This is a genomic window from Chitinophaga niastensis (assembly GCF_003014755.1).
Classification (GTDB): domain Bacteria; phylum Bacteroidota; class Bacteroidia; order Chitinophagales; family Chitinophagaceae; genus Chitinophaga; species Chitinophaga niastensis.
Genome location: NZ_PYAW01000001.1, coordinates 393,010 through 406,182 on the forward strand (window position 1 = coordinate 393,010; position 13,173 = coordinate 406,182).

The window sequence follows — 13,173 nt, forward strand, 5'->3', positions numbered from 1 at the left end:
TTATAGATTTGATTTGATGATAAAGCCCAGCTGCGCGGATATCAGCTGATGACCCTTTTCCAATACCAGCATTTTGCAGGAAAATGATCCGTCTGCAAAGCGGGTACCTAGTACAGGTGGAATAACGCGGTCGTATTTCCCGAAGATCAGGAGTGTTAAAACGTTATAACGGGTTAATAATTGTTTGCAGTGCTTTTTATCCGGCATCATATTGCGCATGTTGGTCCATACATTATAAACAAAAGCTCTTTTCTCCGGTTCATCCATTCTGTTCAGCACAAACTTGTAAATGCTTTGATTCAGTAATCCCAACCTGCGCCAGGTATGCAACAGACTAAAAAACAACTGCGGGTGATAGGTGTTGTACTTAAATATTTTATTGCCAATACCTGTACGGGTAACAAACAAATGCCAGGGATTGTTCCTGAAACCATCTCCGGCAGCCATTATGAGGCGGTCTATCCGCTCCGCCATCTTTTCTACCAGGCACAGTGCCAATCTCCCGCCCATACTATATCCCAACAAAGAAAACCTTTCCTTTCCCTGTTGCTGCAACACCAGCGAAATAATCGCCACCAGGTCTTCTTTTTCAAATACGCGCTTTTCCTGCCATTGGGTGCTGCCATGCAGCGGCATATCCAGTGCCACTATGGTAAAGATATCTCCCAGGGCTTCCGTAAGCGGTTTAAAATGCGCAGCACTTTCCCCAAAGCCGTGCAAACAGATCAACAACTGTTCGCCCGTACCTTCGCAGGTGCCGTGAAAGCGGCTTTTCAAATATAGCAGTTCAAAATCGGGCATAACTGAAAAGGGCAACAATGATACTGAAAAATAATCATGTATCGCGAATTTGGGGAGTTGGACAAGGTCGAATATTAACATTTGCCATGGTCTTAAATTCGTAATTATTTAAGTAAATTACAGAACTACCAAAAATTCAGACAACATGGACGCAACAGTTGAAAATAAGACTGCGCTGAAGGGCGCAGAGTTCCTGGTAAAGGAAAGTGCTCCTGAAGAAGTGTTTACTCCCGAAGATTTTTCGGAAGAACAGCTGATGATCAAAGACATGGCCGACCAGTTCATCAGTAAGGAGGTAACCCCGCTTATTGACCGGATAGACAAGCTGGAAGAAGGTCTGATGCCATCGCTTTTGGAGAAGGCGGGTGAACAGGGACTGTTAGGTGCGTCCTTTCCCGAAGAATACGGCGGTTTAGGTAAAGATTTTGTAACAGCTACCATCATCAACGAAGGTCTGGGCGCAGGACACTCTTTTTCCGTAGCCATGGCCGCTCATACAGGTATCGGCTCGCTGCCCATCCTCTACTTCGGTACCGAAGAACAAAAACAAAAATATATTCCCAAACTGGCTACCGGCGAAATGAAAGGCGCCTATGCCCTCACAGAACCCGATTCGGGCTCTGATGCACTGGGAGCAAGAACTACTGCCAAATTAACGGAAGACGGCAAATACTACGTGCTGAATGGCCAGAAAAGCTGGATCACTAACTCCGGATTTGCAGACGTATTTACTGTATTTGCAAAAATTGACGGCGATAAATTCACTGCATTTATTGTAGACAAAGGTACCCCCGGATTCACACTGGGCGCAGAAGAACATAAAATGGGCATCAAAGGTTCTTCTACCCGGCAGATCTATTTCCAGGATGCGAAAGTACCGGCAGAAAATGTGCTGGGCGTGATCGGTAAAGGTCACCTCATTGCATTTAATATCCTGAACATAGGCCGTTTAAAACTCTGCGCTGCCGCATTGGGCGCTTCCAAGAAGTGCATCAACACTTCCGTGCAGTATGCCAATACCCGTGTACAGTTCAAACAACCCATCGCTAACTTTGGCGCTATCAAACATAAGCTGGCGGAAATGGCAATCCGTACCTGGACTTCAGAGTCCGCGCTATTCCGTACGGCCCAACTGATTGATGATAAAGAAAAAGAACTCTTTGCAGCAGGTCAACCATTCAACGAAGCCCTGTTAGGCGCTGCAGAAGAATATGCTGTAGAATGTGCCATCCTGAAAGTAAATGGCTCTGAAGTACTGGATTACGTGGTGGATGAAGGTGTGCAGATCCACGGTGGTAATGGCTTCAGCGATGAATACGTTATTTCAAAAGCATACCGCGACTCCCGCATCAACCGCATCTTTGAAGGTACCAATGAAATCAATCGCCTCCTTACACTCGACATGACGCTGAAACGCGCCATGAAAGGCAAGCTGGATCTGATGAATCCTGCAATGAGCGTGATGAAAGAACTGATGAGCATTCCGGACTTCGGCAACGATGACGAAAGTACTTTCAGCAAGGAAAAGAAGATGATCGTTAACTTCAAAAAAGCGATCCTCATGGCTGCCGGCGCTGCTGCTCAAAAGCTCATGGCCAAACTGGAAACTGAACAGGAAATCCTGATGGATATTGCCGACATGGCTATTGAAACATTTGTGGCAGAAAGCGCACTGTTACGCCTGATCAAGCTCACTAACCATAAAGGAGAAAGTGCAGCTGCCCTGCAGACAGACATTGTACGCACCTTTATTTATGATGCAGCAGATCGTATCAATAAATCAGGTAAAGATGCCATCAATGCATTTGCAGAAGGTGATGAACAACGTATGATGCTCCTTGGCCTGAAACGCTTCACCAAAACAGAACCATTCAACGCCAAAGACGCACGCAGAAGAATAGCTGACCGACTGATAGCTGACAACAAATACAGCTGGTAAAATAGCTTTTAGTACTTAGCTTTTAGCATTTAGAAATATGCACAGATTATCTGTCATATTTTTCTAAACGCTAAAAGCTAAAGACTAAATCCTTCATTTCATTTCTCTCCTATTCCCCTCACCTGCTTATCTTTACAACATTATAAGATATCGACGACGGGGCATTATGCAATCAGCAAAGTTTTTTCTACCCATTTTTTTAGCACTAAGTATTCCTTTGCTCGCCAGCAGCCAGGCTTCTATACGCCTTAGCCAGCCTGCACGAGACCAAAGTAACGTTAACACCGCTAAACAATTTATTGCAGGGCGCACCTGTATTGGCTGTAAAGTCAGGATCAATAACGATACAGTACACGTATATTCCACCGGCACTTTCGCGGCAAAATACGAATTACCCATTGGCAGAAGCGCTTTTGTCATCACTACAGAAGCACCTAACGGAGAAACCTACACGAAAAATATTACCTATTATTATAATCAGCTACCAGCACCCATCGCTACTACCTCTTTTCGCATAGATTTCGTAGAGATAACCCCCAAAGGAAATCTGCAACTGATGGAAGGCGATACGCTGCGCGTTAAAATGAAAGGCTTTCCAGGCGCAGAAGCCAGCTGGTTTAACAATGCCCCCTTGCGGGAAATGCCCGCTTCGCAAACAGGTGGTGTGCCGGGATATTATAGTGGCAGCTATATCATCCAGCCGGGCGACTCCATGCTGAATGGCAAATTAATCGTGAAACTGCGGAATCGTGGCGGTGAAACAGCGATCCTGGGCAGCCCTTACCACTACGCCGTGATGCGCAATTACATGCCACTTACCGGCCGCACCATCGACAACATGACCTACCTCACTTCCAGCCCGCAAGGCGACAGATTAGGTCCTGAAAAGATTGGTTATCTCGATAAAGATGTGCTGTTACATATTGTTGGAAAGCAGGGAGATTACTATAAAGTACGTTTATCATCCAAACAAACTGCCTTCATACCAGAGCCGCTGGTAGACATAGAGATCCCACAGGACCATCTGCCGGTAAGCATTGTATCAGATGCGAAAATATGGGGAGATGAAAAATCCGATTACGTATCCGTAGCCTTATCTGATAAATTACCCTACACTTCTACACAACTCTCTTCCCCTGGAAAAATAATAGTAGATATACACGGCGTCTATGCTGAACAAGGCTTAAACACTTTACTGCAAGGCACCCGCGAAATAAATTCCGTAGTATGGCAACAACCCGCGCATGATGTATGCCGCATGATCATCTCCTTAAAACATGCGCCCTGGGGATACCAGGTGTATTATGAAAATAACCGTATAACGGTAAAGGTTAAACGCGTTCCGGAAAAACTCTCACTCAATAACCTCACCATTGGTATTGATCCTGGACATGGAGGAGTTAACCCCGGCGCTACAGGTCTCACGGGTGCAGTAGAAAAGCAATTAACACTGGTACTCGCCCTGCAGCTGAAAACATTACTGGAAAAAGAGGGAGCTACAGTTATCATTACCCGCACCAGTGATAAATTTGTTGCTAACGAAGACAGGCTGTCCTTCTTTCGTCGTGCTAACCCTGATTTATTGCTGAGCATTCACTTAAATTCATCAGTGAACCCGGTAGATGTAAACGGCACTGCTACTTATTATAAGCAACCTTTCTGCGAAGCGCTCAACGCCGCTATCCATGAACGTATGTTGCAAACCGGCTTACGTGATTTCGGTAATAATCCCGACTTCAATTTCATCTTAAATAATCCTACTGAATTTCCGGATGCATTGGTAGAAACCTTGTTTCTAAGTAATCCGGGGGATGAGGAAAAAGTGCTGCAACCCGCGTTTCAACAGCTGATGGTGGAGAAGATAGTACTGGGTGTGAAGGATTATTTACAGCAGATGGAGGCGAAACGTTAATGTGAGAATTTTGTCTTTCTCCCGATTAGGTTGATTATACTGATTCTCCCGATTTTATTTTGATTTTGAAAGATTTTAAAAGATTGGCGAAGATTATCTGAACTGTGATTTTTATGATTTTTTTGATGATCCTGATTAGCGAAAAAATCATAAAAATCACAGTTCAGATAATCTCCGCTAATCTTCTTAAATCAAAAATAAAATCGGGGTAATCAGTATAATCAGCCTAATCGGGAGAAAGACAATTTTGAACTATAACCCAGCTGCTGCTTTCAAATAAGCTGACAACCTGTTAATAGCATCTGCCGCAAAACCAATCTGCTCCTGTGCTTCTGTCCATCTGCGTTGCTCAATTGCTTCTCTTACACCGGGAATAGTTTTCACACCATAACCAGTATAAAAACCGGGAGCATATAAAGTATGTTTGTACCAGCTGCGGGATGGTAATCCCTTATCATTCAACAGCTGTTGCTCTGCCTGGTACAATGCTTTGTTGAACGCTGCTCCGGTAAGATTATTTTTGGCAGATAAGGCCAGTGTAACGGTATCCAGCGCTACCAATGCATTTTGCAAAGGAGCAAAATCGATAAATGGAACAGCTGCTTTAGCTGCTGGTGGCAATAGATGTTTGGCCGTATCTGCAGTCAGCTGATATTTATCTTCCCTGATCAATTGATTTTCTATGGTGGTTGATTCACGCAGATTGCTGGTTAACTCTGTCAGTTCATTCACATACCCGTTCACGGTTTCATACAGTTTACGAAAATCAAAAGGCAGTCTAACGGCATTGGCTACACGTAATGCAGTATGTCCCGCTGTTTGCGACAAAGCCACACCGTAATTGAATCCGGGATCTTTAAATCTTACATAATCATCATAAGAATCGTAGATGGAATGGTATTCTCCGCCGGCATCTTCTCCTCCGAAACCGTAATCCAGGGAAGGAACGCCCAGGTGTTGCAGGAAAGAGGAATAGTCAGAACCTGAGCCCATGGCACCGATGGCAATACCTTGTTTAGCCAGTTTTTCTTTTTTGAGCTTGGGTGTAGCTGCCTTCAATACGTCGGAGGCTTGTCTGCGGGCCAGGATACTCACCTTTGTTTGCGGATCTGTAATATCACGGGTTACTTCATTTACCAGTGTTTCCAGCGCATGTGAGCCACTGGCACCGAGGAAACCACGACCATTATTATCTGAATTAATATATACAACAGCTTTCTCTTTTAATTCCGCGGCATGGTCTTCTACCCATTCTGTAGAACCTATTAGTCCGGGTTCTTCTCCATCCCAGGCGCAATAAACCAGTGTACGACGGGGCTGATAGCCTTGTTTATGCAATTCGCCGATCGCTTTGGCTTCTTCCAGTAAGGCGGCAAGACCACTGATGGGATCTGAAGCACCATTTACCCAGGCGTCGTGGTGATTGCCACGAATCACCCATTGGTCGGGCAGTTCACTACCTATCAGTTTGGCTATTACATCATAACAGGGGCGTATCTGCCAGTCGAAGGACAATTTCAGGTGTACTTTTGCTTTTCCTCCTCCTCCTATGTGATAGGTAAATGGTAATGCGCCGCGCCATTCTTCCGGTGCTACAGGGCCTTCCAGCGCTTTAAGCAGCGGTGCTGCATCATGATAGCTGATGGGCAATACCGGTATTTTCAGGAGATTGGGCGCTTGTAGGCGGTCCAGCCGCTGAGCAGATGGGGTGGCGCCTACATTGGGTGTTAGCGGATCTCCGGGATAAATTACGATGTCCATCACAGAACCCCGCTGCACGCCATATTCATTTTTAAAAGCGCCTTTAGGGTATACGTCACCGTTATAATAGCCGTCGTCTTTAGGATCAGAGTAGATGATGCAACCAGCTGCGCCATGTTCCTGTGCTACCTTAGGTTTGCTGCCACGCCAGGAGTGACCGTATTTGGCGATCACGATTTTTCCTTTAACGTTTACGCCTGTACGCTCCAGGTACTCATAATCTTCCGGCAAGCCATAGTTTACATATACCAGTTCTCCGGTTACGTCTCCGTCGGCACTCCAGGCATTATAAGTAGGTAGCTGCCCCTCCTGTCCGGAAGTAGCATCTTCTTTCAGTGCCGGCTCTTTCAGCAATGCTTTGTAGGTGGTGGGGCCAGTGAGTTCTACCAATCTTTCTTTGGGAGTTGGGAAAAGCACCTGGTAGGTCACTATTTCTGCATCCCAGCCGTAGCTTTTGAAGCGCTGCAAAATTTCTTCTGCTACCGCTTTACCTCCTGCAGAGCCAATATGGTGTGGTCGGGATGATAGGGCCTTGATGGTTTCGCCGATATGCTGACTGCTTAACTGTTTGTCGAAGCGGGCTTCCAGCTGCAATTGTAGCGCAGCGGTACTGTCGGCATACCCCAGCAGCTTTTTACTTTGCGCCCGGGTCTGGGTTAACCCGCCGGCGCATAGCAGTAACGCCAGCATGCGGGTGAAATGAGTCGTTGTCATAAGTGATGTCAGATCTTGTTGGTTGAAAAGGGTTTATCTTACCAATATACGAATAGTCTATAATATCAATAGGCATTTTTACGCCGGGAAATTTTAGTGATAACTTTTGGTTATGATCCATAAATACAGGTTATAGGGCAAATAGTCTACTTAGCCAGTAGATTAATCTATATTTGTGAATCCTTTCATAGCTTTATCGCGTGAAACAATAAACATAACATCATAAACAGCAGTTATATGGCAAATGCGATTCAGGAGTTTAACGACTACCGTGCTAAAATGAACGATGTAATATTGGGCAAACAGAATAAAGTGATCAACCGCCTGTTCAATCTGGACACCAACACCTATGCAGACGGGGCTTTGAGCACTAAAACAAAGGAAATGCTGGGACTGGTAGCATCTATGGTGCTCCGCTGCGATGACTGTATCAAATATCACCTGGGCAAATCCTTTGAACAAGGCATCACAACTGAGGAGATGTATGAAATATTTGCCGTAGCAAATATTGTGGGCGGCACCATCGTAATCCCGCACACACGCCGGGCGGCAGAATATTGGGAAGAATTACAGGCACAGTGATAGCTTATTTACAGCTATCTATCGTAACTTTACAGACACTATAATACATTTATAACTTATACAAATGTCAACAGCAACAATAGCTCCGCAGGCAGCCTTAACGCCAAAAGACTTTGCAACGGACCAGGAAGTACGCTGGTGCCCTGGCTGCGGCGACTACTCTATACTTAAACAGGTACAAACTATAATGCCTACGCTGGGTGTTCCCCGCGAAAATATTGTGATCGTTTCAGGTATCGGTTGTTCATCGCGTTTTCCATACTATATGAACACCTATGGTATGCACTCTATCCATGGCCGTGCTACGGCTATTGCTTCGGGCCTCAAGGCTACCCGCCCTGAGCTGAGCGTTTGGATAGTAACCGGCGACGGAGATGGCTTGTCCATTGGTGGTAACCATACCATCCACCTGCTGCGCCGTAATTTTGATGTGAACATCATGTTGTTCAACAACCAGATCTACGGTTTAACAAAAGGCCAGTACTCTCCTACTTCTGAAGAAAATAAAGTGACCAAATCTACCCCAATGGGTAGTATTGATCATCCGTTTAACCCAATGGCCCTGGCCCTGGGTGCAGACGCTACCTTTATTGCCCGCAGCATGGACCGCGACCCCAAACACCTGCAGGAAATGCTGAAACGCAGCCATGCACATAAAGGCGCTTCCTTCCTGGAAATATACCAGAACTGTAACATCTTCAATGATGGTGCTTTTGAAGCATTTACAGAGAAATCAACCAAGGGAGATGAAACTATCTTTGTAGAACACGGAAAACCAATGGTTTTTGGTGCCCAGAGAAACAAAGGTATCCGCCTCGATGGACTGAGACCTGTAGTAGTAGAGCTGGGTGGAGCATACAGAGAAAGCGATCTCTGGATTCATGACGAAAACGATTTCTACAAAGCACAACTGCTTACCCGTATGTTCGATGATCCTCGTATAGAAGGTCATTTGCCACGCCCTTTCGGTGTTTTCTACCAGGTAAACAGGCATACTTACGAAGACATCATGTCTGCACAGTTAACAGAGGCCCTGGCTAAAAAAGGCCCTGGCGACCTGGACAAATTATTTGCCGGCAGCGAAACCTGGACAATTCAATAATTACGAATTATAAATTACGAAGAGAGGGTAGATAAAAGCGGATAATCTTCGCTAATATCTACCCTCTCTTCGTAATTTATAATTCGTAATTCTATCTCAGTGTCCTAGTGTACCTACCTCAAACAATACTTTATAGAGCAATACCACGCCAAATATGATCATACTCACACCCGCAATACGATTGAGCCATTCCACATTGGTAAGGGTCAGCTTATGACGGATTTTATCTGAAACAAACACTTTCAGGATATCAGCAGACAGTACCAGGCTTAAACATACCGTATACATGATAAAGCGATGGCTCACCGCAGTAGCGCTGTTAGCCACACATACGCCCAACCAGAAGATGATTACACCAGGATTTAAGGTGTTCATTAAAAACCCGGCCAGCCATATTTTCACGTAGTCATGTGTGCGGAACATCTCCGGCTTTTCGTCGCCGGTACTGATTTTCACCTTTTTGAACAACAAGCCGTAAAGCCCCATGGCCATCAATAAAAATCCACCGCCAACACCAATTGATCGTTTGTATTCTTCCAGGCCACTGATAAAAGAAGTTGCCAGGTTGCCGATCAATACAAACATGATATCGCTACAAGACACGCCCAGTGCGAAACTGATGCCGGCCTTAAAACCATTGTTAATGCTGTACTTTATAATCGCGAATATTACCGGGCCTACCGATAATGACAGAAATAATCCCAGTCCTAATCCTGCTACAATTGATGCTATCATGCTTATAATTTCCGAGTCACAAGGTGCTGGTTAGTTCTTAACAGTTTTTCCAACCAGGAATCTATCCCAGTCTTTCAGTTTCTCTCCTTTCATTACTCTTGGGAACTTGTTCATAGCCCCTTCCTTGCCTTTGCAACGGAGATAATCAATAAATACATCATTCGGTAATATCTCTACAAACACCTCCTTCAGCGCGGCAGAACGTTCTACCGCATAATCGTCATTCACCTCAGCAAGCGTCTGATCTATTATTTCACGTACTTTTTCCGCATCTACGCCCGGGCTGTCTGTACCAACATACCAACGGTGTGCAAACAGGTTCTGATAAGGGAAACCAGCCACTGTGAACTCTCTCACAGTAATGCCCAGTTTCTTCTGTACAATATCTATGGCTTTGTTCATGTTGTCGATACTCAGGTGCTCTCCACAAAGACTGAGGAACTGCTTGGTACGACCAACAATCACAATTTCATGCTCTTTTACGGAAGTGAACTTCACCACATCACCAATCAGGTAACGCCAGGCACCAGCGCAGGTAGACAACATCACCGCATATTCCACATCTTCCACCACCTCATGGATCATGTAAGATTTAGGATTGGGCTTTACTTCTCCTTCTGCATCAAAATTCTCTTCATTAAAAGGAATGAATTCATAGAAGATCCCTGCATTTAACACGAGTTTTATGCCTCTTGTTCCAGGACGGGCCTGAAAACCAAAAGATCCTTCGGAGGCCATGTACGTTTCAATGAACGCAATGGGCTTTCCCAGCAACTTCTGGAAGCTATCGCGGTAAGGCTCAAAGGACACACCACCGTGAATATAAACAGCCAGATTAGGCCAGATTTCATGGATATTTTTTACCCCGTGATATTTGATAATTTCTTCCAGTACAATCTGTACCCAGGCCGGTACACCGCAAACAGTACCCACATCCCATTCCCGGGCTTTACGTACGATCAGTTTGATACGCTGTTCCCAATTGGGTTTGCGGGATATTTTGCCCCCTGGCTTATAAAAACGACGAAACCACTTCGGGATATTTTTGGCCTGAATGCCACTCATATCTCCTTCGTAATAATCGCCTTTCTCGAATAAAGAAGTAGTGCCGCCCAGCATCAGGATACCCTTTTCAAAGGAACGGGGTGGTATGTCGAAGTTGGCCATGGAATATAGCTGCTTCACACCTACCTTCTTTACCGTTTTGAGCATCGCTTTGGTAACAGGTATATGTTTACTGGCCGATTCCGAAGTGCCGGAGCTCAGCGCAAAATATTTTATTTTTTCCGGCCAGCTCACATTTGCTTCCCCTTCCAGGCAACGATACCACCATTCCTGGTGCATTTTAGTGTAGTTATGCACAGGTACTTTCTCACGGTATTGCCCTATAAAATTTGGGCTATCCAAAATTTCCTGAAATTGGTAGTGGCGGCCAAAGTCCGTCTCCTTAGCCTTCTCCAGCAAACGATGCAGCACCTGCAGCTGGTATTGGCGAGGTGTTCCTAATTTAAACGTGAACTTCTTCCTGATGCGTAGCGACCTGGAAATAAGATTACCTATAATGGCCATTAACTTTCCCTCTCTTTAATTGAACTGCAAAAATAAGTGGAATATTGAATATAAGTTGATTGATAATTACGAATTACGAATTGCATGTTGGTGATGAGTCAAATATACATCCTAAAAATACAATACGTGTAGGCTATAATTCGCAATTAGGAATTCGTAATTCGTAATTACCTTTGCGGCATGTTAAAAACAACTTTACTCAAAGCTACTGAAGCCAGCGGAAAAATACTGCAACAATATTTCAATGGCCCTTTCGAGGTAAGTAGTAAAAGTACTATTAACGACCTGGTTACTGAAGTAGATAAAAAGTCGGAAACAGCTATTATTGAGATTATCAGGGCAACTTATCCAGACCATTTTATACTCAGCGAAGAAGTAGGTGAAATGAAGACAGCCTCCCCTGTAAAATGGATCATTGACCCTATTGACGGTACCGTAAATTATGCAAACGGCATCCCTATCTGTTGCGTATCTATAGGTGTTGAGAAAGATGGAGAGATGATTTTGGGCGCTGTATACAATCCTTTCATGAACGAATTGTTTGTAGCAGAGAAAGGAAAAGGGGCTACCCTGAATGATAAGCCTATTCACGTTTCTACCAAGGCAGACCTTGCAAAATCCTGCCTGGTGACCGGCTTCCCATACAAATGGGAAGAAATGGAGAATAACCCGCTGGTGGTATTTGAGCGTGTAATAAAAGAACAAATTCCGATCCGCCGCCTTGGTTCTGCAGCGATAGACCTTTGCTGGGTGGCCTGTGGTCGCTTTGATGGCTTCTATGAACACCATCTCCAGGCGTGGGACTCCGCAGCCGGCTTCCTCATTGTAGAAGAAGCAGGTGGAAAAGTAACAGACTTTTCCGGCAACAGTTTTTCTCCTTATCAAAAAGAAATATTGGCCACCAACGGCCATATCCATAGTGCATTACAAGCTCTTGTTAACGGTAAATAAGTATTGGGAAACATGGACCAGGAAAGAACAGAAATACAGGACCTCGGAGAATTCGGCTTAATCGAATATCTCACCAGGAATATTGAAATACAAAATGCCAGCACTGTATTAGGTGTTGGTGACGATGCGGCAGTTATTGACCACTTCGGCAAACAAACCGTTATCAGCACTGATATGCTGGTGGAAGGCATTCACTTTGACCTGATGTACACGCCGCTGAAACACCTCGGATACAAATCGGTGGTGGTGAATATTTCGGACATCTACGCCATGAATGCCACCCCTACGCAAATCACCATCAGCATTGCCTTCTCCAACCGTTTTTCGCTGGAAGCACTCAATGATTTTTACGAAGGTGTGTATGCTGCCTGTGAAAAATATGGCGTAGACCTGATTGGCGGCGACACCAGCAATTCGCAAAAAGGATTCGTAATCAGTGTTACAGCTATCGGCGAGGTAACACCAGACCAGTTTGTAAAAAGATCTACCGCTGAAAAAGGTGACTTGCTCTGCGTTACAGGTGATCTCGGTGCAGCTTACCTGGGTCTTACCCTGCTGGAAAGAGAGAAAAAAATCTACCTCGAAAGTCCGGGCGTAAAACCAGACCTCGAAGAACAAACCTACATCATTGGCCGGCAGCTGAAACCTGAAGCCCGTAAGGATATTATTGAATTTCTGCATGAGCAGGATATCATGCCTACTGCCATGATGGATGTAAGTGATGGCCTGAGCTCTGAAATATTGCACATCGCCAAACAGAGCAACCTGGGCGTGGTATTGTACGAAGACAAAATTCCTATCTCACAGGAAAGCAAAGAGATAGCACTGAAATTTGGCCTCGATCCTACTGCCTGCGCATTGAGCGGCGGAGAAGATTACGAGCTGCTGTTTACTATGAAACAACAGGATTACGATAAGATTGTACTTAATGAACAAATCAGCGTAATTGGCTACATGGCTGATATCACAGAAGGGGCGCATATCCACACAAAAGGTGGAAATAAATTCAAATTGGTAGCACAAGGCTGGAACGCATTCCAGCAGTAGCTTTTAGCGATTAGCTTTTAGCTTTTAGTAAAAATGCATCGGAGATTAACATATATTTTA

10 protein-coding genes are annotated in these 13,173 nt (G+C 44.9%); 6 read left to right on the forward strand and 4 right to left on the reverse strand.

Annotated features, from left to right (window positions below; translation table 11 throughout):
• A complete protein-coding gene (locus CLV51_RS01645; protein WP_158266906.1) occupies positions 1-777 on the reverse strand; it encodes an alpha/beta fold hydrolase in 777 nt (258 codons plus the stop codon).
• 169 nt (positions 778-946) lie between these two features.
• Here CLV51_RS01645 and CLV51_RS01650 point away from each other — a divergent pair, with 169 nt between their 5' ends.
• On the forward strand, positions 947-2,740 hold the full coding sequence (locus CLV51_RS01650; RefSeq protein ID WP_106526273.1) for an acyl-CoA dehydrogenase family protein: 1,794 nt from the start codon (positions 947-949) through the stop codon (positions 2,738-2,740).
• Between the two features lie 166 nt (positions 2,741-2,906).
• On the forward strand, positions 2,907-4,652 hold the full coding sequence (locus CLV51_RS01655; protein WP_106526274.1) for an N-acetylmuramoyl-L-alanine amidase: 1,746 nt from the start codon (positions 2,907-2,909) through the stop codon (positions 4,650-4,652).
• A 252-nt stretch (positions 4,653-4,904) separates the two neighbouring features.
• On the opposite strand, the gene CLV51_RS01660 is transcribed toward CLV51_RS01655, so the two are convergent.
• Positions 4,905-7,127: a transferrin receptor-like dimerization domain-containing protein gene (locus tag CLV51_RS01660; protein ID WP_245898593.1), complete on the reverse strand. Its 2,223-nt coding sequence runs from the start codon at positions 7,125-7,127 to the stop codon at positions 4,905-4,907.
• 237 nt (positions 7,128-7,364) lie between these two features.
• Between CLV51_RS01660 and CLV51_RS01665 the strand changes: the two genes are divergently transcribed.
• Positions 7,365-7,709, forward strand: coding sequence for a carboxymuconolactone decarboxylase family protein (locus CLV51_RS01665; protein ID WP_106526275.1), 345 nt, complete (start codon positions 7,365-7,367; stop codon positions 7,707-7,709).
• 64 nt (positions 7,710-7,773) lie between these two features.
• Positions 7,774-8,811, forward strand: a complete 1,038-nt coding sequence (locus CLV51_RS01670) for a 2-oxoacid:ferredoxin oxidoreductase subunit beta (protein ID WP_106526276.1) — start codon at positions 7,774-7,776, stop codon at positions 8,809-8,811.
• A 96-nt stretch (positions 8,812-8,907) separates the two neighbouring features.
• Here the strand turns inward: CLV51_RS01670 and CLV51_RS01675 are convergent, their stop codons facing one another.
• Together CLV51_RS01675 and CLV51_RS01680 are read right to left on the reverse strand one after the other, a co-directional pair.
• Entirely contained in the window at positions 8,908-9,546 is a 639-nt protein-coding gene (locus CLV51_RS01675) for a LysE family translocator (protein ID WP_106526277.1), read from the reverse strand.
• 30 nt (positions 9,547-9,576) lie between these two features.
• A complete protein-coding gene (locus CLV51_RS01680; RefSeq protein ID WP_106526278.1) occupies positions 9,577-11,115 on the reverse strand; it encodes a GH3 family acyl-acid amido synthetase in 1,539 nt (512 codons plus the stop codon).
• A 180-nt stretch (positions 11,116-11,295) separates the two neighbouring features.
• Here CLV51_RS01680 and CLV51_RS01685 point away from each other — a divergent pair, with 180 nt between their 5' ends.
• Positions 11,296-12,066, forward strand: coding sequence for an inositol monophosphatase family protein (locus tag CLV51_RS01685; RefSeq protein ID WP_106526279.1), 771 nt, complete (start codon positions 11,296-11,298; stop codon positions 12,064-12,066).
• A 12-nt stretch (positions 12,067-12,078) separates the two neighbouring features.
• A complete protein-coding gene (thiL, locus tag CLV51_RS01690; protein WP_106526280.1) occupies positions 12,079-13,113 on the forward strand; it encodes a thiamine-phosphate kinase in 1,035 nt (344 codons plus the stop codon).
• Positions 13,114-13,173 lie beyond the last annotated feature (60 nt).